The sequence below is a fragment of the Bifidobacterium thermophilum genome (assembly GCF_037482445.1).
GTDB classification, from domain to species: Bacteria; Actinomycetota; Actinomycetes; order Actinomycetales; family Bifidobacteriaceae; genus Bifidobacterium; species Bifidobacterium thermophilum_B.
On record NZ_JBBHLY010000003.1, the window covers coordinates 322,819 to 346,281 of the forward strand.

General features: G+C 62.1%; 17 protein-coding genes and 1 tRNA gene. 9 read left to right on the forward strand and 9 right to left on the reverse strand.

What is annotated here, in order from left to right; all coding sequences use genetic code 11:
- Positions 1-605: 605 nt before the first annotated feature.
- Positions 606-1,415: a 5'-methylthioadenosine/S-adenosylhomocysteine nucleosidase gene (locus tag WD012_RS03980; protein WP_339562480.1), complete on the forward strand. Its 810-nt coding sequence runs from the start codon at positions 606-608 to the stop codon at positions 1,413-1,415.
- Positions 1,416-1,471: 56 nt separating this feature from the next.
- Here the strand turns inward: WD012_RS03980 and WD012_RS03985 are convergent, their stop codons facing one another.
- The 6 genes from WD012_RS03985 to WD012_RS04010 form a co-directional block, all read right to left on the reverse strand.
- Positions 1,472-2,143, reverse strand: coding sequence for a hypothetical protein (locus WD012_RS03985; RefSeq protein WP_339562481.1), 672 nt, complete (start codon positions 2,141-2,143; stop codon positions 1,472-1,474).
- A 406-nt stretch (positions 2,144-2,549) separates the two neighbouring features.
- Positions 2,550-2,623: transfer RNA gene (locus tag WD012_RS03990), tRNA-Lys, on the reverse strand.
- A gap of 235 nt (positions 2,624-2,858) precedes the next feature.
- Entirely contained in the window at positions 2,859-3,119 is a 261-nt protein-coding gene (locus tag WD012_RS03995) for a mycoredoxin (protein ID WP_044092619.1), read from the reverse strand.
- A 146-nt stretch (positions 3,120-3,265) separates the two neighbouring features.
- Positions 3,266-3,928 (reverse strand): amino acid ABC transporter permease, encoded by a 663-nt coding sequence (locus tag WD012_RS04000; protein ID WP_339562482.1) that lies wholly within the window; start codon positions 3,926-3,928, stop codon positions 3,266-3,268.
- 53 nt (positions 3,929-3,981) lie between these two features.
- A complete protein-coding gene (locus WD012_RS04005; RefSeq protein WP_339562483.1) occupies positions 3,982-4,794 on the reverse strand; it encodes a transporter substrate-binding domain-containing protein in 813 nt (270 codons plus the stop codon).
- 145 nt (positions 4,795-4,939) lie between these two features.
- Positions 4,940-5,674 (reverse strand): amino acid ABC transporter ATP-binding protein, encoded by a 735-nt coding sequence (locus WD012_RS04010; protein ID WP_339562484.1) that lies wholly within the window; start codon positions 5,672-5,674, stop codon positions 4,940-4,942.
- Between the two features lie 163 nt (positions 5,675-5,837).
- Between WD012_RS04010 and WD012_RS04015 the strand changes: the two genes are divergently transcribed.
- On the forward strand, positions 5,838-7,514 hold the full coding sequence (locus tag WD012_RS04015; RefSeq protein WP_339562485.1) for a C69 family dipeptidase: 1,677 nt from the start codon (positions 5,838-5,840) through the stop codon (positions 7,512-7,514).
- Between the two features lie 70 nt (positions 7,515-7,584).
- Here WD012_RS04015 and WD012_RS04020 read toward each other — a convergent pair whose 3' ends face one another.
- Both WD012_RS04020 and WD012_RS04025 read right to left on the reverse strand, forming a co-directional pair.
- Positions 7,585-8,673: a glycosyltransferase family 2 protein gene (locus tag WD012_RS04020; RefSeq protein WP_339562486.1), complete on the reverse strand. Its 1,089-nt coding sequence runs from the start codon at positions 8,671-8,673 to the stop codon at positions 7,585-7,587.
- 150 nt (positions 8,674-8,823) lie between these two features.
- Positions 8,824-9,636, reverse strand: a complete 813-nt coding sequence (locus tag WD012_RS04025; RefSeq protein WP_422614352.1) for a TetR/AcrR family transcriptional regulator — start codon at positions 9,634-9,636, stop codon at positions 8,824-8,826.
- Between the two features lie 450 nt (positions 9,637-10,086).
- Between WD012_RS04025 and ftsY the strand changes: the two genes are divergently transcribed.
- Entirely contained in the window at positions 10,087-11,397 is a 1,311-nt protein-coding gene (gene ftsY / locus WD012_RS04030; RefSeq protein ID WP_339562488.1) for a signal recognition particle-docking protein FtsY, read from the forward strand.
- Positions 11,398-11,666: 269 nt separating this feature from the next.
- On the opposite strand, the gene WD012_RS04035 is transcribed toward ftsY, so the two are convergent.
- Entirely contained in the window at positions 11,667-12,890 is a 1,224-nt protein-coding gene (locus tag WD012_RS04035) for a cation:proton antiporter (RefSeq protein WP_339562489.1), read from the reverse strand.
- Between the two features lie 369 nt (positions 12,891-13,259).
- Between WD012_RS04035 and WD012_RS04040 the strand changes: the two genes are divergently transcribed.
- From WD012_RS04040 to WD012_RS04065, 6 genes are all read left to right on the forward strand, one after another.
- Positions 13,260-14,600, forward strand: a complete 1,341-nt coding sequence (locus WD012_RS04040) for an ammonium transporter (protein ID WP_339562490.1) — start codon at positions 13,260-13,262, stop codon at positions 14,598-14,600.
- 295 nt (positions 14,601-14,895) lie between these two features.
- Positions 14,896-16,179, forward strand: coding sequence for an ammonium transporter (locus tag WD012_RS04045; RefSeq protein WP_033506608.1), 1,284 nt, complete (start codon positions 14,896-14,898; stop codon positions 16,177-16,179).
- A gap of 1 nt (position 16,180) precedes the next feature.
- The gene (locus WD012_RS04050) at positions 16,181-16,519 is read left to right on the forward strand and encodes a P-II family nitrogen regulator (protein ID WP_015449732.1); all 339 of its coding nucleotides are present in this window, start codon (positions 16,181-16,183) and stop codon (positions 16,517-16,519) included.
- A 241-nt stretch (positions 16,520-16,760) separates the two neighbouring features.
- On the forward strand, positions 16,761-18,593 hold the full coding sequence (locus tag WD012_RS04055) for a [protein-PII] uridylyltransferase family protein (RefSeq protein ID WP_339562491.1): 1,833 nt from the start codon (positions 16,761-16,763) through the stop codon (positions 18,591-18,593).
- A gap of 1,865 nt (positions 18,594-20,458) precedes the next feature.
- On the forward strand, positions 20,459-21,886 hold the full coding sequence (dnaB, locus tag WD012_RS04060; protein WP_339562492.1) for a replicative DNA helicase: 1,428 nt from the start codon (positions 20,459-20,461) through the stop codon (positions 21,884-21,886).
- A 1-nt stretch (position 21,887) separates the two neighbouring features.
- Complete coding sequence (locus WD012_RS04065; RefSeq protein ID WP_339562493.1) at positions 21,888-23,387, forward strand: Mur ligase family protein; 1,500 nt, start codon at positions 21,888-21,890, stop codon at positions 23,385-23,387.
- Positions 23,388-23,463: the final 76 nt, after the last annotated feature.

Consider the following 23,463-nt stretch of genomic DNA (forward strand, 5'->3'; position numbering starts at 1 on the left):
GCAGTCGGATTGTTGTTCGTCAGGTATCTTCCTGCCGTGCGACTGACGTGTCGCATGGCTGTCAGATGTCGGCCGGTTTCGGTTCTGTCGTTGAGCTATCTCAGCGTTGTGTGATTCCCCGGTTGCAAATCGGCCGGATACCGGTGGCTATCGGCAGTGGGGAGGTGCTATCTCTCCGTCGTGCGACTGCCCGGTCGCACGGGAGCGTGGTGTCCTAGCAGGCGGATTGTTGTTCGTCAGGTATCTTCCTGCCGTGCGACTGACGTGCCGCATGGTTGTGAGGTATCTGCGGATTTCGGTTCTGTCGTCGCGCTATCTTCCCGCCGTGCGACTGCTCGGTCGCATCCCGGCCGGATTTGGCGGTTATCTGCCGATGGGATTGGGATATCTCTCCGCCGTGTGACTGCCCGATCGCAGGGCGGCCAGATATCACGGGGGCACGGCTGTGCCATCAGGCTATCCTGCCCGTCGTGCAACTGCCACGTCGCACAACGGCCGGGTAATCGTCCGCCATCCGCCCGCCGCCATTCGTCTGCCGCCATCCGTCTCCCGCTGGGCGTGTCGACCGTCCGCCGAATGTCGCAACCGTGCCCGACGATCGGAGTATGGAGACTCATCATCGCATCGCGGTGCTGTGTGCGCTGCCGCAGGAAGCTGAACCCATCGTCGAGACGTTGCATGGAATCGAGCGCAACCGCCGGTACGGCACTGATCTGGTCACCGGGCAGCTTGGTGAGGTGTCTGTCGTCGTGTGCGTGGGCGGTATGGGGAAGGTCGCCGCAGGTGCCGCCGCCCAGATGCTGATCTGCGAATATCATCCGGATGCCCTGATATTCAGCGGTATTGCTGGCAGTCTCAATCCGCTGTTGGAGGTCGGGGATATTGTGGTCGGCGGTTCGCTGGTGTACTTGGAGACCAACAACGACATCATTGCCGAATGCGACCCCTTCCTGCACACGTATACGTCCGATGACCGTCTTTCTGCGCTCGCCTGCCAGGTGCTGGACGAGCAGGGGTATCGTCGCGTGCCGTCGTTGGCCGAAATGGACGGTGCTGCCACTGCCGCCGTCACCACTGCCGCCACTGCCGCCACTGACAACGATTCCAACCGTCGGTACACGCTCGGCACAATCGCGACCAGTGACCAGTTCAACACCGATCCCGACGTGCTCGAGCACACCCGCCGCGTCTGGCATGGCGACTGCGAGGAGATGGAAGGCGCAGCCGCCGCCCACGTGTGTGCCAAGAACCGCGTGCCTTTCCTGGCCGTGCGGGCGATGAGCAACCGTTGCGGTGAGGCGTACGAAGACCTCAACCGTCACCAGTCGGACATGACCCTCGCCGCCCAAAATGCCGGGGCGGCGGTCCGGTCGGTCCTATCAGCCTTACCTGTGGTACAAATCCGCCACGCATAAGCCGGGTTCCCGCAAAATCGTCGGAAATCTACCGCACACCACCACCCATACGGCGGTCACTGCGGGAAGCGCAGAATCTGATAGGCAAACACGCAGGCGGTGCCGTAGGACGGGGTGATGGTGACGATACGGGCGGTGTCGTTGCCGTCCGAGTCGATGCTCAACGTTGTTTGTTCCACCCGCTTGTCGTCGCACCGTACGGTACCGCGTTTCGCGGTGCTACCGATTTCGTAATCAGCCGTCAGATTTCCCGTGCCGATGCAGTACACCGTCAGCTGATAGGTTCCCGCCTCGATCTGGAGGTTCTCCACGTTGTGCGCGACATTGAGCTGCCGCAATCCGTATGTTCCGGTGGAATAGCTGGGCGATGGGCCGAATTGCGTGACAAGCTCCGCGCCTGCGGGCTCGCCGTCACCGTTTTCGATTGCCAGCTTGCCGGCGTCGAGCGATTCCTCGATTTGCCGCGTATATGATGCCGGAAGTTTCGGAGCCGTCGCACGTTTGCCGCCGGTGCTGCCTTTGGATGTGTCGCTTGTTGAGGTTGATGGGCTTGTTGCCGAGGATGCCTGCTCTTTCGCAGCATATCCGCCGTGCCCGCCGCGCTCGGCATGTCCGCCGATGATACCCGTCAGCGCGACCGTCGCCGCGATAATCATTGCCGCGACGACTACCGCCGCCAAAGCCGCACGAATCGCTCTGTTGCGGTTGTTGCTGTGCTTGTCGTCCATCTTCGCCCTCCACTCCGTGCTTCGGTTGTCGCAACAATCCTCGGTGATTGCCGCTACGAACATACCGTGGTTGTCACAGTAGTCCCCCGCAGCCCGCGTCGCAAGACTCGCCGCGCCTCTTATCATACTTATTTGTGTTGTGCAGATTCGCTGCCATCAGGCAGATGACCCGGCAACATTGCAACAAATCGCCCAACAGCCATCAGGCGAAAGGAAAGGGGAGTTCATCACTCTTGATACAGATATGCGGCCATCCTTGCCGTGTTTTGTATCATTTATTGTATCATTTATTGTATCAACGCAGTTTGGGGAAGCAGTCCCTTACGTGGCAAATTGGGGACAATCCATGCGGGGGAATTTGCTGTATGCGCGGCGAATCTACACCACATGCGAACTCTGAGAAAAGTGCCCCCCGTGGGACTCGAACCCACAACCCACGACTTAAAAGGACGCTGCTCTAACCAATTGAGCTAGAGGGGCAACAAACGGTATTGTACACCATGGCTCGACCGGCACGCCGGTCATTGCCGATGGAGGTGCGTGAGCGGCTGGGGCTCGCGGGAATCAACCGCCAACGCGCCTGCGCCTTTCGACGGTTTCGGTCAGTGACTCCGCGGACCCCAGTCGTGCTTGCGTTTCAGCACGCTTATGACTCAGCCACGGCTTCACGCCTCAGCCGCCCACGCGGTTCAGCCATGGTTGCGCCAGGCCGCGCTTACGCCTCCGCCGGCAGCGCGCCCAGCTCCTGCAATTTCGCCTTGATATCGTTGGCTGACGGCTCAACTTGGAACGATCCGTCCGCATACTGGACGACCGGGATGTGCTTCTGCCCGCTGATGCTCACGGCCTTGTCAGCGGCGCCGTCCTCCTGCTCGATGTCGTGCCAGTCGAACGCCGCGCCGAACCGGTTCAGCGCCTCCTTGGCCCGCTTGCAGTCGCCGCACCAGCTTGCGCCGTACACGTTGATATCGCTCATGGTTCCTTCTTTCGTTGATGGTTGCCGGCGGGGCTCCCGTCCGTTCGCCCCGCGCGTTGGTTGCCTATGCTAAGGCAAGACGATGGCTGATGCAGCTGTCCGGCATCGGGATTCGCAGTCCGCGCAAAACGGACAGCGCCCCGCAATCAGCTGTGTGCCGCCAACCGCCGCTCGCACCAGTGCTGCACCCAGGTGAGCACCGTGCAGAACAGCAGGTAGATGACCCCGACCTCAAGGTACAGTGCGAGCGGCTCGTAATACACCGCGGTGATGCGCTGCGCGGTCATGAACATCTCGACGACGGTGATATTCGCGGCGAGCGACGTGTCCTTGACCAGCGAGATGAACGTGTTGAACAGCGCGGGGAACGCCGACCGGAACGCCTGCGGCAACACGATGCGCCGCATGATCGTCACGTACGACATATTCGTCGCGTACCCCGCCTCGAACTGCCCGCGCGGCACCGCTTCGATTGCGCCTCTCAAGGTCTCGGACGCGTAGGCGCCCACGTTGAGCGAGAACGCGATTATAGCGGACGGAATCGCCGGGATGGTCACGCCGATGGACGGCAGGCCAAAGAAGATCACGAACAGTTGCACGAGCAGCGGGGTCCCGCGGAACACCCACACGTAGAACTGCGCGATCTGCGTGAGCACCGGCGTGTGCGCCACGCGGGTGAGCGCCACGATAATCGCCAGCGCCAGGCCGATGGCGAAGGAGACCAAGGTGAGCGGAATCGTCACCGTGATTCCTGGAATCAGTAGTTTGCCGAATGAATCGACGACAATCTGCCAGACCCTGCCGTCCATTGCGGCTCCTTTCGTACTCTATGCCGGATTTCAATTCCCTGCGAAACCGAGGGCTACTTGGTGGAGACGTCCTCGCCGAAGTACTTCTCAGAGATCTTCTTGAGCGTTCCGTCCTTGCGCAGCTTGGCAATGGACTTGTTGATCGCTTGAGTCAGGTCGTCGCTGCCCTTGCGCAGCGGGAAGTACGCGGCCGGGGTTTTCTCGCTTTTCACGGCGATTTTGATGTCGGCGTTCGGCTTCTGCTTGAGATAGTCGAGTACGGCGAGCCCGTCGTTGACGATCACGTCGGCGCGCCCGGAGGTCAGGGTTTCCACGGCCTGTGAGAAATCGTTGACCTGTACGAGCGTCGCGCCTTTGTCTTGCGCGACTTTCGCCCAGTTGCTACCGTTCTGCCCGGCGTCTTTCTTGCCTTTGATATCGTCGAAGGATTTGACGGAATTGTCGTTCTTGCGGGTGACGACCACGCCGTAGGAGTAGGCGTACGGCTCGGTGAAATCGTATTTCGCCTTGCGTTCGGTGGTGACGGTGATTTCGTTGGCCACGCTGTCGGTTTTCTTCGAATCCACGCTGGCGAGCAGCGAATCGAAGTTCGCTTCGGAGAATTCGGCTTTCACGCCAAGGTCCTTGGCAACGGCGGTGGCGACATCCACGTCGTAGCCGGTGAGCTTGTTGGTTTTCGAATCATGGTAGCTGTAGGGCGCGTAGGTGCCTTCGGTGCCGAAGACCAGCGTTCCCTTGTTCTTGACTTCCTGCAGTGCGCTGGTAGACGAGCTGGAGGAACCGCAAGCGCCCAGGGGCGCGATCAGGGTGATGGCGGCGAGGGCCGCGGCGGCGAGCCGCAGGGTGTGGCGTGTGCGTGTGGTCATGGTTGCTCTCCTTGTATTTGTATGTGATTGATGGTGATTGATTGCCGACGATGACGTATGACGTTTGGCATATGGCAGAGGCGTGCCGATTGCGGGGACTGCGCTGGCAGGCAGTCGACGATTGGCGTGTGGCCTGAGACGAGGATCAGGAAGCGAAGGATTGCAGGAATTCCGCGGTCCTCGGCTGCGACGGATGGTCGAAAATGTCGCTTGCCGTGCCTTGCTCCACAATGCCGCCGTGCTCGAAGAACACGACATGGTCGGAAGCCTCCCTAGCGAACCGCATCTCATGGGTGACCATCAGCATGGTCATGCCGTCCGAGGCGAGCTGCCGGATGACTTCGAGTACGCCGCCGACCATCTCCGGGTCGAGGGCGGAGGTGGGCTCGTCAAGCAGCAGAAGTTCGGGTTTCGCAGCGATGGCCCGTGCAATGCCCACGCGTTGTTGTTGCCCGCCGGACAGGGTGCTGGGGTAGCGGTCGGCGAAGTCGGCGAGCCCCACGCGGTCAAGCTGCTCGCGCCCGATGGCTTCCGCCTCCTTGCGCGGCTTGCCTTGCGCGTAGATCAACGGCTCAGTCACGTTCTGCAGCGCCGTTTTGTTGGCGAACAGATTGTAGTTCTGGAACACGAAGCCGATGCGTGAGCGGATTGCGCGGATCGTCGCCTTGTCGCGGGTCGCTAAATCGACCGGACCGTCGCCGAAATCGATGGTGCCGCTATCGGCATGTTCGAGCACGTCGATGACACGCAGCAGCGTGGATTTGCCCGATCCGGACGGACCGATGACGGTAACCGTCGCCGCGTGCGGAATATCAAGATCGATACCGGTGAGCACATCATGCTCGCCGAAACGTTTATGCACGTCGCGGATGGTGATCATTGACGCTCCTTTCACGGGACCTATATGGCGGATTCGTATCTATCAACTGTATAGGTCGGGCCGGTGACCGTTTCCGGCGCGGCTATACCAATCGCCTATCGCGGGCTATCAGCCCGACCCCGCCTCTGCCCAGCCCATCCCGATGCCGTTCTACAGTAGAATCATGTCTTGTACTACGCTTCTTGTCGGAAAATCCGCCACTATTGACGGCTCGACCATGATCGCCCGCAACGATGATTCCGGTTCCGGCCGCTACGACCCGAAACGCTTCATCGCCGTCAACCCGTGCGACCAGCCGCGGCATTACCGCAGCGAACTGAGCCACGTGAGCATCGACCTGCCGGACGACCCGTGCCGCTACAGCATTGTCCCGAACGCACTGCCCGGCCGCGGAATCCTCGCGGAATGCGGGATCAGCGAGCGCAATATCGCGATGAGCGCGACCGAGACGATCGCGGTGAACGAGCGGGTGCTCGGCGCCGACCCGATGGTCGAATTGCAGCCGGCCCACGGCAAGCCCGGCGATGATGATTACCGGCCGGAAATCCCTGGTGGCATCGGCGAGGAGGATTTCATCACGCTGGTGCTGCCGTATGTGCATTCCGCGCGTGAGGGTGTGCGTCGGCTGGGCGAGCTGCTGGAACGGTTTGGCACGTACGAGGCGAACGGCATCGCCATTTCGGATGTGGACGACGTGTGGTATGTGGAGACGATTGGCGGACACCATTGGATTGCCAAGCGTGTGCCGGATGACTGCTATGCTGCGATTCCCAACCAGTTGGGGCTTGACGATTTCGATGTGGAGGATGCGTTCGGCGATGCCCACGATCATATGTGCAGCGCCGATTTGGTGGAGTTCATCCGTGATAATCATCTCGACCGCGGCATGGGCAATGGCGTGGGTAATGGCGTGCGGTTTGCGGAGAAGTTCAATCCGCGCACGCTGTTCGGCACGCGCACGACGAAAGACCATATTTACAACACCCCGCGCGCCTGGTATATGGAGCGTTATCTGAACCCGAGCGAGGATTGGGACTCGCCTGCTGCCCGGTACACGCCGATATCTGATGACATTCCATGGTGCCGCCGACCGGAGAACCGCGTGACGGTAGAGGATGTCGCGTTTTTGATGGCTTCGCATTTCGAGGACACGCCGTACGACCCGTATGGTACGCGCGGTACGGATGAGACGCGGCATCGGTATCGTCCGATTGGCATCAACCGCACCGGGCAGATGGGATTGCTGCAAATCCGCCCGTACGAGCCGGAATCGAACCGGTCGGTGATGTGGTTGCAATACGGGTCCGGCCCGTTCACCACGCTCACACCGTTCTACACGAATGTGCGCGACACGCCCGCGTATTTGCGTGACACGGGCGCGGAGGTGTCGACGGACTCGTTCTACTGGACGAGCCGGATTATCGCGGCGCTCGCCGACCCACATTATGTGTCGAACAGCAACGCGATCGAGCATTACCGTGAGAATGTCATGTCGCAAGGGCATGCGCATATCGCGCGTGTTGATGCCGCGCTGCGGGGCGCAACGGGCGTTGGTGCGGGTGTCGCGGGTGCCGGTGCTGGACATGCCGTGAGTTGCGCCGATATCGAGGATGTCGAAGGCATCAAGCATAACGGCGTGCGCGTGGATGCACCCGTCGAGGCGGCCGACGATGCTACTTCCGGAGAATCCGCCGATTGCCGTACTGCGTGCGACGCCCTCGAGCAGGCGAACCAGCAGATGGCGGATTACTTGCGTTCGCAAACCCAGGAGCTGCTCAGCAAGGTGCTGTACACGTCCAGCAACCTGATGCGCAACGCCTTCGCCATGTCCGACCGCTGAGCGCCCTAGGCTCTCGGACCGGCTACCGCCCGAAACCCGTTGCGGTGTAGCCGGCCCGGGACAACGGTTGTCAGTTGAAACCGACGACGTGTTCGGCGATGTTGTAGCCGTGCCGGATGATGAATCGCCCGGTCCGCCCGTGCAGGTTGATTGCGCGCGAGACGAGTTTATGCCGCACGTCATGCCCGATTTGCGGCGAAGTGACATCGATGTCGTGCCACAGCCGGTCCTTCTGACGGTAATTTTCACGGTCGCGCGACAGAATCAGGAAAACGCTGGTCACCACGCTGTTGATCGACAGGAAGTGGATCATGTACCTGTACAGCCCGTCCGGCACGGTGCCGCGTTCCGGTGTCGCCTCGAGCATGAGATGGTTGACGAGTTGCAACTGCCGCACGCGCCGGATCATCACATCGGTCTGCACGGACTGGCCTTCGCGCCCGATGAAGTAATGGTAGAACGGCGTATCCAGGTACATGAGCCTGCGCACCCATGGGAACGGCTGATACGAATAAATAAAATCAACATAAAACGTGTGCTCCGGCAAGATCATGCCTGATTCGCGCACCACCGAGGTGCGGAAGGTGAGCGCGTGCATGATCATGTATTGCGAGATGCCGAAATGCCGCAGATCGTCCCAGCCGAGCCGCCGGTTCGCATCCATCACGTTGCTGAAATGCACGACATGCTTGTTGCGCTTGCCGACCTTGTCGTACACGTAATCGGTGACCAGCAGGTCGATGGGTTCCTGCTCTGTACGCTGCGCTCGCAAGGCTTGCATGACTTTGCCGAGCGAGTCGCTGCCGACCCAGTCGTCGGCGTCCACGACCTTCACGTACATGCCGGCGGCTTCGCGAATGCCGGTGTTGACTGCGCCGCCATGGCCCTTGTTCGGCTGGTGGACCGCCCTGACCGTGCCGGGATGCGCGGCTTCGAGCCGGTCCGCGAGCGCGGGGGTCGTGTCGGACGAACCGTCGTCGACGATGAGGACCTCAATGTCGCTGGTATCGGGCGTGTCGAGCAGCGAGGCGACACAACGCTCGAGATATTGCTCCATGTTGTATGCGGGCACAACGAAAGTCAACGTCTTGGCCTGCTGTGACGTTCCCCGTTGAACGCTGTGGTGAGAATCCGGCGTGGCGTCCGTGAAATTAGTCATTGCTTCACCTTCTGTATGTCCCGTGCAAGGCTATCACGGGGAGTGTGGCGGCGTGGCGGGGCTTGCCCGATTTGCGGGTTTCGGCGCCTGATTTGCATGAGGATTTCACAAAGGCGTTACCGCAGGTTCAAGTCGCGGAAGGTGCCCGGATTATGCCGCGTTCTCCGGGGTCGCGTTCTCTGGAGGCACAGAATCCGCCTGATTTGCAGCAGCCGGCGGAATCGGTTCCGCGGTGTCGGCGGTGTCGGCGGTGTCGACGGAGTTGGCGTCTGCGGCGGGCGGATTGCGCTGTTCGCCGCCATCGCCGCGCTTCGTCTTCTGCGCCGCCTTTTCAGCCGCTTCGCGCGCACGCTTGGCCTTCGCGCCCTCATAGCGCAGTTCCGGCTTGGCTTCGAGTCGGGACAGACCATGCCAGGCGAGGTTGACGATGAGCGCGGCGAGCTGTTCCTTGCCGAGCTTGGGGCGGTCGGCCCAATACTGGCCGGTGAACACGGTCATGCCGACAAGCATCTGCGCGTAGTACGGCGCGCTTTTGACGGGAAGATGCTGGCGTTTGAACCATTCGACGAGGATCTGTTCGACTTTTGAGCTCACATCACCGAGCAGCGAGCTGAACGAGCCGGTCGGGTCGGTGCTGGGGGAATCCCGCACCAGGACTTGGAAGCCTTCCGGATTCTCCTCGATGTAGGTGAGGAGTGCGAGGGCGGCGCGTTCCACGATCTGCCGGGGGTGGGCGTCCGTGTCGCTGAGGGAACCGATGAGTGCGTCGGTCAGCGCGCGCATTTCGCGGTCGACGACCACGGCGTACAAGCCTTCCTTGCCGCCGAAATGCTCGTAGACGATGGGCTTGCTGACTTTCGCGCTGGCGGCGATTTCCTCGACGCTCACCGCTTCGAACCCTTTGGACGCGAACAATGCCCTCCCGATTGCAATGAGCTGCTCGCGCCGCTGATACGACGTCATCCTCGAACTACCTGCCATAGTGTCTAGTTTCTCACCCCTTGTGGATTTCAGCTGTGTGGCGGGATGGTGGGTCGGCGGTGCCGCCGGGGGCGGATACCTCGTCCCGGGGCGCTGGCGCTCAAAGGCACCCAAAGATAGCAAGGTATCTCGAGGTTCCTGTTCGCCCTGCGGCGCAGAACCCGGCGGTTGGATGCGTATTTCGCCGGTGCTGTTGAGATGTGCGCGTATCTGCGGGTTGTTGTGGTTGGGTGGTGTCGGCTTGTCGGGGATGCGTTCCCATCTGCCGGTTGCCGGGCGTGGGGTGGTGCGGGCGTCGGCAGATGTGTACGTATCTCTTTGGTATTGCCGAGGTTGTGTGCCCATCTGTGGGTTGCTGCCGTTGCGTCTGTCCGGCATTCTGGATTTGCGCGTCTAGTCTCGCCTGTCCCTTGAAAACCATAGGCTGGGGGTATGGATACTCAACAGATTATCGCGATTGTTGTGGTGGCGGTTATCGCCATCGCGCTCATTGTCGCCGGCGTGCTTGCCGACCGTTCGCGCAAGAAGCGCATCGATGCGGCCGAGCAGGCCCGTGAGGACCGTGAGGCCGCGGCGAAAGCGGCCGCCGACAAGGCGATTGCGGCGAAACAGGCTGCCGGTTCCGAAGCCGGTTCCGAAGCCGGGGCTGCACCGACACCGTCCGACCAGAAGGCGGGAGCTGAATCGGCCGAATCGACGGAACAAGCCGAATCAGCGCAATCAGCGGCTTCGCCAACCGAATCCGCCGGTTCGGCCCAATCCGCCCAACCTGAGAGCCAGGCTTCCCAGACCGCAGAATCCCAGCCGCAGACGCCGGAATCCGCGACCTCCCGCATGACCCGTCTGAAGGCGCGCCTCGCGAACAGCGCGAACCCCTTCGGCAAGGCCCTGTTCAACATCCTCGCCAAGGACCACCTGTCCGAGGCTGATTGGGAGGATGTCGAGGACACGCTGCTCATGGCCGATGTCGGTGCGGAAGCTTCCGAGCAGCTGGTCGATGAACTGCGCAACGACGCCCGCATCACCGGCACACACGACCCCGCTCAGGTGCGCGAGGCCTTGCGTTCCAAGCTGCTCGCGATGGTCGGTACGGATACCGACCGTCGTCTGAACGCCGACAAGCCCGAAGCGCACAAGCCGAGCGTCATCATCATGGTCGGTGTCAACGGCACCGGCAAGACCACGACCGCGGGCAAGCTCGCGCGCCTGTTCGTCGCCGACGGCAAGAGCGTGATGCTCGGCGCGGCGGATACCTTCCGCGCGGCGGCCGCCGACCAGCTGGAAACCTGGGGTGCGAAGGTCAACGTGCCGGTCGTGCGTTCCGACAAGGATGGCGCCGACCCGGCTTCTGTTGCGTTCGAGGCGTCGCAGCGCGCGAAGGACGAGAACGCGGACGTGCTGATCATCGATACCGCGGGCCGTCTGCAGAACAAGGCGAATCTCATGGACGAGCTTGGCAAGATCCGCCGCGTCACCGAGAAGAACCTGCCGGTCGATGAGGTGCTGCTCGTCCTCGACGCGACCACCGGCCAGAACGGCATGGAACAGGCGAAGGTGTTCGCCCAGGCGATTGGCATCACCGGTGTCGTGCTGTCCAAGCTGGATGGTTCCGCGAAGGGCGGCATCGTGATTTCCGTGCAGAAGGAGCTTGGTGTGCCGGTCAAGCTGGTCGGTCTGGGTGAAGGCCCGGACGATCTGGCGCCCTTCAAACCGGAGGATTTCGTCGACGGCATCCTCGCCTGACACTGAAGTCCGAAACTGGAGCCCGGAACCGAAGCGGTGTGGTGCTGCCGCAGCGTGGTAGCGCCACCACAGCGTGACGATGCCGCCGTGCGCAACGAAGCGTGTCGGCGGCATCATCATGCGCCTTCCGCGACAGCCGGTACCTACCTCGCGTATCCGAATGTCGTTGTCATTCAAAACTGGTTACGCTGACGTGCTTCTATGCGCCACCAGTTTGTAGATATTGCAAGCCAATCGCCGGTGTGGGGTGACTGGCTCACCGCAGCGCATCAGGAGACTGTTGCTGTGGCGCCGATTGTGCCGGCCTCGCTCGCCGGGCTATCAACTCCGGCCGCATCATCCCGAGCTGGCGCGCCCCGCAGCGCCGCCTTCAGGAACAGCGGCGCGATGAGTGTCACCAGCGAGATCGTGAAGATGATCGTTGAATAGTAGTTGTCCGACAGAATATGCTGCGAGAAACCGATTTGCGCGGTGATCAGCGCCATTTCGCCGCGTGGGATCATACCCGTGCCGATGACCATGGAGCTGCGTCCGTTGAATCCGGCCATCCGCGCGCCCAGTCCGCATCCGACGATCTTCGTGATGACGCCCAGCAAGGTCATCGCCACGATGAACCACATCAGATGCATATCATGCACCGCTTCGGTGTTCAGACCGATGCTCACGAAGAACAGCGGCACGAAGAAGCAGTTGCCGATCGGTTCGATGTCGCGGTCCACCTGCTCGCGGTAGTCGCTGCGGCTCACGGCGATGCCCGCGAAGAACGCGCCCACCGCGTAGCTCAGCCCCACAAGCTCCGAGCACCAGGCCATTGCCAGGCAGATGATCGTCGCCATAATCGCGATGCCACTCGGCGCTTTGATAAGCGCGGCCAAGGTCATCAGCCAAGGCGCGACCCACAGCACCACGACCACCGTCCCCGCGAAGAACGCGACCTGCTTGAGTGCAATCAACCCAAGTTGCTGAACGGAAACGCTGCCGGTGCTGATCAGCGTGCTCATCACGCTGAGCAGGATCACGCCGATCACGTCGTCCGCAACGGCAGCGCCCAGAATCGACGCGCCTTCCTTCGTGTCAAGACGCCCCGCCTCCTTGAGCACCGCCACCGAAATGGATACGGATGTCGCGGAGAACACCACGCCGATGAACAGCGACGACATGAGATCGAACCCGAACACCATGCTTGCCCCGCCCATGATGAGCACCGGTGCGATCACGCCCATGCACGCCACGATGAGCGCCGCCTTGGAGTAACGTTTGAGCAGCCCCAGGTCGCAGCCCACGCCACCGAGGAACATGAGCACGATGATGCCGATATTGCTGAACAGTTCGGTGGAATCACTCGGCTGCATCACCCCGAGTACGGCTGGTCCGCAGACGATGCCCACCACGATCTGCCCGACGACCTCGGGCAGCCCGGTTTTCCGGCATATCGCGCCGGACAGCATGGTCAGCACCAGGATCGCGCATAACGTTGCGACGAACACCGCCATCGGAACCTTCCTTCCCGGGCGCCTTGGACATTTCGGCCATCGGCGCCCCACCGCTCTCGGCGTGCACGGATATGTACAGATATGCGCACAAGAATGTACGTATTCCTGCCGCCTGTACAATCCGCAGGCCAACGCCTTCATATATATGGAATTACTGTAATCTCGCCGCGGTATCGGCCGTTACATGGGCGCAATCTACGTGATACGCCCGTAACAGCGCTTGCATTCCCCTGAAATCCGCCTGTTTAGCATGGTTGCCAGAATCCGGGGCGTGCAGGGGCGGTCGAGGCCGGCCCCTGTGGCGGATACCGAGTCCAAGCCTGTCGGATTCAGACAGCCATCCCCAAGAGAGGAAAGGAAGTGGGTGCCATGTCATCGACCAATGTCATCTGGACATTGCTCGCCGCGACGCTGGTGTTCATGATGCAAGCCGGCTTCGCGATGCTTGAGACAGGCTTCACGCGAGCGAAGAACGCCGGCAATATCGCCATGAAGAACCTGATGGACTACTGTATCGGCACGGTTCTGTTCTGGATTTTCGGTTTCGGCATCATGTTCGGCCCGTCCATCGGCGGCATCATCGGCAAGCCTGATTTCTTCGTGACAAGCAGCTACCAGTACAACCAATACGTTCCGACGATGGTCTACCTGATGTTCCAGACTGTGTTCTGCGCGACATCCGCGACCATCGTCTCCGGCGCCATGGCGGAACGCACGAAGTTCTCCGCCTACCTGATTTACAGCGCCCTGATTTCCGCGATCGTCTACCCGATTTCCGGCCACTGGTGCTGGAACTCGGACGGCTGGCTCGCCCAGCTCGGCTTCCATGATTTCGCCGGCTCCACCGTGGTGCACATGGTCGGCGGCATCTCCGCGCTGATCGGCGCGATCTTCCTCGGCCCGCGTATCGGCAAGTTCGACAAGAACGGCAAGGCCCGCGCAATCCCCGGCCACAGCATCACACTCGCCATGCTTGGCATCTTCCTGCTGTGGATCGGCTGGTTCGGCTTCAACCCCGGCTCCACAATCACCGCTGACGGCAAGGACACCTGGGTGGAGATGGGCAGCATCTTCATCACCACGAACCTTGCGGCTGCTGTCGGCGCGCTCACCGCGATGTTCCTCGCGTGGAAGAAGTACGGCAAGCCGGATGTCGGCCTGACCATCAACGGCGCGCTCGCCGGCCTGATCGGCATCACCGCGGGCTGCGATGTGGTCAGCCCGGTCGGCGCCTTCTTCATCGGCCTGATCTGCGCGTTCATCTACGTGTACGCCGCGTCCATCGTCGAAAACAAGTTCAAGATCGATGACCCGGTCGGGGCGTTCGCCGCCCACGGTTGCTGCGGTGCCGGCGGCACCCTGCTGGTCGGCCTGTTCGCGAAGGACGGCGGCCTGTTCTACGGCGGCGGATTGAAGCTGTTCGGCGTGGAGCTGCTGGGCGTGGTCGTGGTTGCGGCCTGGACCACGGTCACCATGATCATCATCTTCTGGACGATCAAGCATACGATCGGTCTGCGCGTCTCTGCCAAGGAGGAGCTGTCCGGCCTTGATCTGCCTGAACACGGCCTGGTCGCCGCCTACGCTGACTTCGAGCCGAGCGTGCTCACCAAGAGCGAGGACGCCTATGAGGCCCGTGTCGCCCGCGAAGCTGAAGCCGAGGCCGCTGGTGCCACCGGCGCAACGGCGAAGGAGGCCGCCGCCGCCAAATAGCACGAGGTAGCCGTCCTCTGGCCCGTCACCTGTGGCCTGCCGTTGGACAATGCCCACAATGTGGTCATCAACACGGGCGGGGATGTCCCGCCCACAGTCCCCCGCAAAGCGCGGAATTCGAGACGAGAACGCGGAAATGTCCAATACGCTGTAACTTTGGCGTAACATTCCGTAACGTTCCGAAAACCCGGCGGGCGTTCCATGACCATGTCAGTCCTCACACGGGGATTACAAGTGAGTGGTTCGCTCGCCCGCCCGCCTCGTCCAAGGCGGGCGCCGGAGAGGGAGGTAATGTATGGACACCGGAAATGCAGCGTGGATGTTGACATCCGCGGCTCTGGTCTTTTTGATGACGCCTGGTGTGGCGTTCTTCTACGGCGGCATGGTCCGCGCGAAGGCCGTTCTGAACATGTTGATGCTGTCGGCGGCCGCGATTTCGGTCACCGCAATCATCTGGACGTTCTGGGGCTGGTCGATCGCATACGCAGGCAAGGATATCGGCGGGATCTTCGGCGATCCGGCCACCGGCTTCCTGCTCAAGGACTCCATGGTAGCCAAGGACGGCGTGTTCACCGCCGCCAACACGTCCGGGGATTATCCGGGCAGCATTGATGTGGCATTCCAGGCCACCTTCGCGATGATCACCGTCGCGCTGATCACCGGCGCGATCGCTGAACGCGTGAAGTACAGCACCTGGATGCTGTTCGTGGCTCTGTGGATCACCTTCGACTACGCCCCGATGGCGCACATGGTTTGGAACGGCGGCCTGCTGTCCCCGACGGGTGCCATTTCGCAGGCTCTCGGCGCCGCCGCGCATGATTTCGCAGGCGGTACGGTCGTCCACATCAACGCGGCTACCGCGGCCCTTGTCACCGTGCTCATCATCGGCAAGCGCAAGGGCTTCGGCACGCAGCCGATTCGCCCGCACAACGTTCCGTTCGTCATGCTCGGCGCGTTCCTGCTGTGGTTCGGCTGGTTCGGCTTCAACGCCGGTTCTGCGTTCGGCGCGAACGGCACTGCCGGCTACGCGTGGGTCAGCACAACCGCTGCTGCGGCCGCCGCAATGCTCGCCTGGGGCTTCACCGAGAAGGTGCGTTCCGGTCATTACACCGCGGTCGGCGCGGCATCCGGTATGGTGGCCGGTCTGGTCGCCATCACCCCTGCGGCCGACGTGGTCTCCCCGCTGTGGGCCATGGTGATCGGCGCAATCGCCGGTGTGGTCACCTGCTTGGCGTGCGGTCTGAAATTCAAGTTCGGTTATGACGATTCGCTCGATGTGGTCGGCGTTCACGGCGTCGGCGGCCTGATCGGTACCGTGCTCATCGGTTTCTTCGGTGTCGGCACTGGCCTGTTCACCGGTGGCAGCTGGCGTCAGCTGGTCGTCCAGATCCTGGTGGCTCTCATCGCCATCCTCTACTCCGCTGTGGTGACCTCGATCATCGTCTTCGCGCTTGAGAAGACGATGGGCTGGCGCGTCACCGAAGCCCAGGAGGTCTCCGGCATCGATATGGCCGACCAGGGCGAGCGTGCATATGATTTCGCTGGCACTGCCAGCTCCGTCCTCAAGGAGGTGAAGTGAGATGAAGCTTATTACCGCTATTATTCAGCCCCATAAGCTTGATGATGTCAAGGAAGCGCTCGCTGCTGCGGGCGTGCATGGCCTGACCGTCTCGGAAGCCAATGGTTATGGTCGCCAGCGCGGCCACACCGAGGTCTACCGCGGCGCCGAGTACACGGTGGATCTCATCCCGAAGATTCGCGTGGAAGTGCTCTCCGACGATGCCGACGCGGAAACGCTGGTCGGCGTGATCGTCAAGTCCGCGGGCACCGGAACCATCGGCGACGGCAAGGTCTGGGTCACTCCTCTTGACTCCGTCACCCGCGTCCGTACCGGCGAAACCGGTTCGGCCGCCATCTGAAAGCTCCCGTCCCCGGTGTCGCGGTTTCGTCTGTTTGCCGCGGCGCTGACGGTCGGGTATTGATAAGACAGGTCCCCGCACGTGCTGGCGCAGTGCGGGGATTCTTTATACGCTCGTATCGAGGTTCCAGCGGACTGTTGGCGGGCGGTGCGCCAGCGCATTCGTCACCCGTGCGGGTGTGGGTCGCGTCTGATGCGCGGTCCGCCCCAATCGCGGGGAACATGGCTCGTTTGGAGGGGATATGGCTTCTGCGGTTGATGGATTGAAACAACGCTTCATGGACGTCAGCAAGCCGGACGCCGACGGCGTCTACCGTCACGGCAAGGACAAACGCAAGCAGCGTACGCAAATCGCGATGACCAGCCTGCGCGAACTGTGGAAGGAAGCGGTCGAATCCGTGCCCTTCGACGTGCCCGAACACGGTGTGGGTCTTGCCGCGGTCGGCTCGCTTGCGCGCGGGCAGATCGGCCCGAGCTCCGACATTGACGTCGTACTCATGGTCGAGCCGCACACGTTGAAGGACGACCAGCTCAACCAACTGGCCAACAAACTGTGGTACCCCCTGTGGGACAGCGGTCTCGACCTCGACCATGCGGTTCGCACCCGGCAGCAGTGCGAGTCGGTGACCGACCATGATCTGCCGGCGGCAATGGGTTGGCTGTTCGTACAGCCGGTCGCCGGGGACACCGAACTCATCGAAAAAACGGCGAAATCCATTCTCGAACGCTGGCGCAAAGCGGCGCGCAAACGATTGCAGGAGTTGCTTGATTCGGCGTCGTCGCGGCTTGAGGAGTTCGGCCGGCTGCCGTACCTCAACCAGCCGGATATCAAGGAGGCGCGCGGTGGATTGCGTGACACTGTGCTGGTGTCGGCACTCGCCGCATCATGGCTCGCCGACCGTCCCCATGGCTCGTATGACGAGGCGGTCGAACGGCTGCTGGACGTGCGCGACTGCCTGCATGTGGTCGCAGGCAAGGAAACCAACTTGCTGCTGCCCGCCTACCAGCCGAAAGTTGCCGCGATGCTTGGCCTGGCCGACCCGACCCTGCCGGAAGGCGAGCGCGAGGCGGATGCGGTTGAAGGATTGCAAACCCTGCTGGCCACGCTGGGTCGCCGCATCGCGTTCTCGCTTGATTCCACGGCTTCGCACGCACGGCACACGCTCACCCACGAAAAACCGCGGTTCGCGTTCTTCCAGATGTTCCAACCCCGTGCGGGCGGCAAACGTGAGGCGCCGACCTTCAAAGCCATCGCGCCCGGTGTGGTCGAGCATGAGCAGGAGGTGGCCCTCGCCGTGGGTATCGAGCCGAGCCGGGACGCGACCCTCCCGTTGCGTGTCGGGGTGGCGGCTGCGGAATACGGCCTGCCGATTAACCCGTCAACCCTGCTGAATCTCAAGCATTGCCCGGTCACCGATAAAAGTTGGGACCGCGAGACGCGCGAACTGTTTATCCGGTTCTTGGCCACGGGTCAGGCACTGCCGCCGGTGTGGGAGGAGCTTGATTTCGTTGATTTGCCGGGCCGGTGGATGCCCGAGTGGCTGGGCGTGCGCAACCGGCCGTCCGCGTCCGCGGCGCACCGCTATACGATTGACCGCCATATGATTGAAGTCGTCTCACGGCTTGGACGTGAGGCGCCGAGCGGCATGCGCTACGATGACACGCAATACGCGACACTGCTGCTGGCGGGGCTGCTGCACGACATCGGCAAGCGGCCGGGCGTGCGCGACCATGCGGCCGAAGGCGCGAGACACGTGCCGGTCATCCTGGGGCGTTTGGGCTACGACGGCCAGGTGGTCCGCCGGGCGACGCTGCTGGTGCGCGAGCATCTGACGCTTTCGCAATTCGCCACGGGCAAGGATCCGGAGGATCCCGCGGTCGGCCGCGAACTCGCCGACCGCGTGGGCGGCGATCCCGTGCTGCTGGACATGCTGTTCGACCTGACGCGGGCGGACGGCTCGTCGCTGGGCGCCACATCCGGCGAGGCGATCACCAAGCAGTACGGCTGGTCGCGCTGGCGCGAAGCGACCGTGCGCATGATGTACCAGGCCGCGCGCGAGGCGATGGAGGGCTGAGCAAGACTGGGCTGGGCTGACGGGGCAGGGCTGACGGGGCTGTTGTGAAGCTTGCCGGAGTAGGCAAGAGCCGGGCCGAACGGTGGGCCGGATGGCGGCAATGCTGGTTGGATCGGGCTGGATTGAGTCGGGCTGCCGAACTCGCGCAACTGTCCCCGCCCATGTCCTGCGCCCGCCGCAACAATCGTCCATAACTTTCGGAATTTCTGACACCAGCGTCAATAATTCCGAAAGTTGTTGCCGCCATACAGGGGGCGTGATGGTGATGGGCGTTTGCAGATGGTTGGTTGCAGGGCAGGCGGCGAGGACGTGCGTCTCGCTGGGATTGTTGTGCATAGCACTTTGGCGGGATTGATGCAAGTCGGTGTAGTGCCACCGGCGGATTATCCCCAAGCTATCCACAGAATTATCCCCAATATGTGGATAATTTTATGCGTTATCCACACGGTTATCCCCACAATGTGGATAACTCGATTTTCTATCCACATTTCGTGGCATCCGCGTGTCGTGCAGGTAAACAGCGCGCGAACCGCGTACCGGCACGGCGAAGCGAAGATGAATGTGCGGCACTGAAAATCCAAGTGCTGCTTGTGTGCGAGCATCAGCTCGCACAACGGCGGGTTGCAGGCCGTGATTGCTGCTGGCGGGGAATGAAGGGCGCCTGTGTGGGAGGATTGATTCACACGGTGGCGGGTTGTACGGCTGGATTCGGCCATCCGGGTCTGTTGAGGTGCCACCGTGTGAGGACTGGCTCACACACCGGGCGGTTGGGTGATGCTGGGTTCGGGTTTGTGGTTCCGGCGGTGTCAGCGTGTGAGCATCGGTTCACATGGCGGCAGGTTGGTTGGAACCGGTCACCCGGCGAAGCTGGCCCGTCGTCGCGCGAGGATTGGCTCGCACAGTGGGGTGTCTGATGGCGGGATTCGGTCATTTGGACTGCCGGGCGGGTCATCGTGTGAGGATCGGTTCACACAGAGATGGGTGGACGAGTCCCCATTGACTATCCGGGACTGTCGGAGTGTCTCCGTGTGAGGATTGGTTCGCACACCGGGCGGTTGGGTGATGCTGGGTTCGGATTTGTGGTTCCGACCTGTCGTCGTGTGAGCATCGGCTCACACGGTGGCGGGTTTGTTGGCTGTGGGTGTCTTATCCGGTTGCGTATGCCCGGGCATACGCAACTTGACGGAATGCCATCGACAGCTGCGACTTCTGGCGGGATTCTACGGATGGCGTATGCCGAGACATGCGAAACCGGCCGGAACCCCATGCATGATGACGGTACCGGTCGGCATCTGTCGGGTTGTGTATGCCCGGGCATGCAGCCTCGCCGGATCGGGATCGATGCACGAGCCGACCGATTGCGCATGACGCGTCTGCTCCCGCAGGTGCTGGCCTGCATCATGACCGCCACGGTTGCGTTTCCGCATGAAGCGGATAGACGTTTGATTCTGCGGGTGTGGAGGGGCGCGGAACGCCCGCGGGCGAGGGAAAGCAGGATGCGAATCCGGAAACCGCGGGATTCCGCCACTCTTTTCCCCGTCGTATACCGCGTGCGCCCATTTCTCCCACGGTATCCTTTCCACACGAAACGGATCGGTGGCTGATTGCGCCGGTACGGAGGGATATCGGCCATCCGAGGTGAGCCGGGACAGTCGGTGGTGGTCAACAAACCGCATGATTCCAACGATCTTTCATTCCGCAGGCTCCCGCCGCCGTCTGCCGCCCTTCAGTATCCTTTCCATACGATGCGGATTGACGCCCAGTCTCTCGAGTGCGGAGGAGGCAGTGTGCGGGACCATCGGCCCATAGAGATGTATAAGGTGTCAGTGCGGTTCCCTTACATTCCGCCCCCTATACTCAAAGGTATGGCAGAAGGAAATCCGTGGGATAATAACCGGCAGCAAGGTACGGGGTACGTGCCCGGCACGACCGGTTCCCCCGTGCGCGACGCGGTGTTCGACCGTGTGCCCCCGCATGACGATGATGCGGAGATGGCCGTGCTCGGCGGCATGCTCATGAGCAAGGACGCCATCGGCGAGGTTTCGCAGATGATCAGCGTGTCCGACTTCTATCAGCCGAAGCATCAGACGATCTATCAGGCGATTATCGACCTGTTCTCAGCCTCGCAGCCGGTCGACGCCGTACTTGTCGCAAACGAGCTGATGAAAAACGGGGACCTAGAAAAGGTCGGCGGCGCCGATTACCTCCACAGCCTGGTCGCCTCCGTCCCGACCGCCGCAAACGCCACGTATTACGCCGAAATCGTGCATCAGCGCGCGATTTTGCGCAATGTGATCGCGGCAGGCACGAAAATCGCGCAGCTCGGCTATTCGGCGGAAGGCTCGCAGGCCGAGGACGTCGTGAATATGGCCCAAGCCGAGGTCTACGAGATGAGCGTGGGCAAGGTCCGTCAGGATTATTCGGCCATCGGCCCGGTGGTTCATGACGCGCTCGACCAGCTCGACAAACTGCAGAACGGCGAGGTCGAGCGTGGCGTGCCGACCGGCTTCCGCGATATCGATGACGTGACGCAGGGCCTGCAGCCGGGCCAGATGATTGTCGTCGCCGGCCGCCCGGCCATGGGCAAGTCCACGCTCGGCGTCGATTTCGCGCGTTCCGCCTCGCTGCACCACAATATGACGACCATCATCTTCTCCCTCGAGATGAGCCGTGTGGAACTCGCGCAGCGTATCATCTCCGCGGAGACGAACATCCCGCTGGTCGCGTTGCGCCGCGCGGACGACATTACGCCGGAACGGTGGAATACGCTGAATAATTTCTGGAACAAGATGCAGGATGCACCGTTGTTCATTGACGACAGCCCGAATATGAGCCTGATGGAGATTCGCGCGAAATGCCGTCGCCTCAAGCAGACGAACGACCTGAAACTCGTGGTGATCGATTACCTGCAGCTCATGAGTTCCGGCAAGCAGGTGGAAAGCCGTCAGCAGGAGGTTTCCGAATTCTCCCGTGCCTTGAAGCTGCTCGCCAAGGAGCTTGAGGTGCCGGTTGTCGCGCTGAGCCAGCTGAACCGCGGCCCGGAAATGCGCAACGACCGCAAGCCACAGTTGTCCGATCTGCGTGAATCGGGTTCGATCGAACAGGATGCCGACGTGGTGTTCCTTGTACACCGCCCGGATTTCTACGATAAAGAGGACCGCCCTGGCGAGGCCGATATCATCATGGCGAAGCATCGTAACGGTCCGACGGAAACGTTCCATCTCGCCTTCCTCGGCGCCACGTCGAAGTTCAAGGATATGCCGCAGGATTATCAGCAACAGCAGGAGGTATGACATGGCGCAACAGCTTTCCCCGGTATCGGGCGGACGGCAGGATTCCGCCGCGCTCGTCGATTCCGCCCAGTCTGCGCCCGCTCAGTCCGCGCCCGCGCCCAAGCACCCGTGGTACGCGTTCGCGACCCCGACAATCGGCCGGGCCGTGAGACATGCGTCCCGCCTGCTGCATCATGGCGGCAGCGCGTTGCCCGGCAAGGTGGTCGAGCGCATCGATCCGGGCTTCCTCGCCCGCACCTTGGGCTCGCTGCCGTACGGGGTGGTGCTGGTGTCTGGCACGAACGGCAAGACCACCACGACCCGCATGGTCGCCTCTATGCTTTCCGACATGGGGTTGCGCGTGTTCACGAACCCGACCGGCTCGAATTTCACGCGCGGTGTGGTCTCCTCCCTGCTCACCCAGGTGAGTGCCTTCGGGCATCTGCATGCGGATATCGCGGTATTGGAGCTTGACGAAGCGTACGCCGTGCATTTCGTCCGCCAGATCAAGCCAAGATACGCGCTGCTGCTCAACGTGATGCGCGACCAGCTTGACCGCTTCGGCGAAATCGACAACACCGCCCGCCTGCTCGCCCATGTGGCGCGCGCGACCACCGGAACCGTGGTGCTCAACCGCGAGGATCCGCGTATCGCACGGCTCGCCGACGAGGTGCAGCCGGGTGTGCAGGTGCGCTATTTCGGCCTGTCCCAGGCGTTGCGTAGCTATTTCCCATCCGATGACGACATGCACAATGCCGACATGCAGTCCGCTGACGTGCATGCAGGAGACGTACAGGATGTCGAAATGCGGTCCACCGACGCACAGACCATCGCCTCCGCCACCTCTTCGGCCGCCTGCACCCCCGACCGCCTCAATGCCGACGTGACACTCACCCACGTAGGCGACCACGAGGCCACCTACCGGATCGCCGGCCACAACATCGCCACATCCGTGAGGCTCGAAGGCGTCTACAACCTGTTCAATGCAGCCGCAGCCGCGACGGTCGTGCGCGCGGTCACCGCCGACACCCCGCAAGGCCTCGTCCCGGACAATCGCCTGATCGAATCGCTGTCCCGCGTGACCCCGGCGTTCGGCCGCGGCGAGACCATCAGCGTCGGCGGCACGCCTGTCGAGCTGCTGCTGGTCAAGAACCCGATGGGCTTCCGCCTGTCGCTCGCCTCGTTCCCGCCCGCCGGCCACGACACGATGATCATCATCAACGACGAATACGCCGACGGCCGCGACATGAGCTGGCTGTGGGACGTTGATTTCACCGGCCTGCGCGGCACCGGAGTAGCGGCGGTGTCCGGCACGCGCGCCTGGGATATGGCCTTGCGCCTGAAATACGACCAGGTGCCGGTCAAGCATGTCGACACCGATCTTGAACAGGCGGTCGCCGATTTCGTCGCCGCCGACCCGACCACGCCGAAACGCATCTACTGCACGTACACGGCGATGCTGCGCACGCGCGCGAAACTCTCGCACATCACCGATGTCGCGGATGCCGGTGTCGGCAGATGACCGCGGATACGACGTATCGCCGACGCCATTACCGTTGCCATCAAGCATGGACGGAACCAGCGAACACACGAAGGAG

Bases quoted from the DNA above. Each gene is read 5' to 3' on its own strand.
- WD012_RS04025 (WP_422614352.1), bottom strand. From the start codon at position 9,636: ATGACGTCGTATCAGCGGCGCGAGCAGCTCATTGCAATCGGGAGGGCA.
- ftsY (WP_339562488.1), top strand. From the start codon at position 10,087: ATGGATACTCAACAGATTATCGCGATTGTTGTGGTGGCGGTTATCGCC.
- WD012_RS03980 (WP_339562480.1), top strand. From the start codon at position 606: ATGGAGACTCATCATCGCATCGCGGTGCTGTGTGCGCTGCCGCAGGAA.
- WD012_RS04015 (WP_339562485.1), top strand. From the start codon at position 5,838: ATGTCTTGTACTACGCTTCTTGTCGGAAAATCCGCCACTATTGACGGC.
- WD012_RS04045 (WP_033506608.1), top strand. From the start codon at position 14,896: ATGGACACCGGAAATGCAGCGTGGATGTTGACATCCGCGGCTCTGGTC.
- dnaB (WP_339562492.1), top strand. From the start codon at position 20,459: ATGGCAGAAGGAAATCCGTGGGATAATAACCGGCAGCAAGGTACGGGG.
- WD012_RS04040 (WP_339562490.1), top strand. From the start codon at position 13,260: ATGTCATCGACCAATGTCATCTGGACATTGCTCGCCGCGACGCTGGTG.
- WD012_RS04055 (WP_339562491.1), top strand. From the start codon at position 16,761: ATGGCTTCTGCGGTTGATGGATTGAAACAACGCTTCATGGACGTCAGC.
- WD012_RS03995 (WP_044092619.1), bottom strand. From the start codon at position 3,119: ATGAGCGATATCAACGTGTACGGCGCAAGCTGGTGCGGCGACTGCAAG.
- WD012_RS04020 (WP_339562486.1), bottom strand. From the start codon at position 8,673: ATGACTAATTTCACGGACGCCACGCCGGATTCTCACCACAGCGTTCAA.
- WD012_RS04000 (WP_339562482.1), bottom strand. From the start codon at position 3,928: ATGGACGGCAGGGTCTGGCAGATTGTCGTCGATTCATTCGGCAAACTA.
- WD012_RS04010 (WP_339562484.1), bottom strand. From the start codon at position 5,674: ATGATCACCATCCGCGACGTGCATAAACGTTTCGGCGAGCATGATGTG.
- WD012_RS04050 (WP_015449732.1), top strand. From the start codon at position 16,181: ATGAAGCTTATTACCGCTATTATTCAGCCCCATAAGCTTGATGATGTC.
- WD012_RS04035 (WP_339562489.1), bottom strand. From the start codon at position 12,890: ATGGCGGTGTTCGTCGCAACGTTATGCGCGATCCTGGTGCTGACCATG.
- WD012_RS04005 (WP_339562483.1), bottom strand. From the start codon at position 4,794: ATGACCACACGCACACGCCACACCCTGCGGCTCGCCGCCGCGGCCCTC.
- WD012_RS03985 (WP_339562481.1), bottom strand. From the start codon at position 2,143: ATGGACGACAAGCACAGCAACAACCGCAACAGAGCGATTCGTGCGGCT.
- WD012_RS04065 (WP_339562493.1), top strand. From the start codon at position 21,888: ATGGCGCAACAGCTTTCCCCGGTATCGGGCGGACGGCAGGATTCCGCC.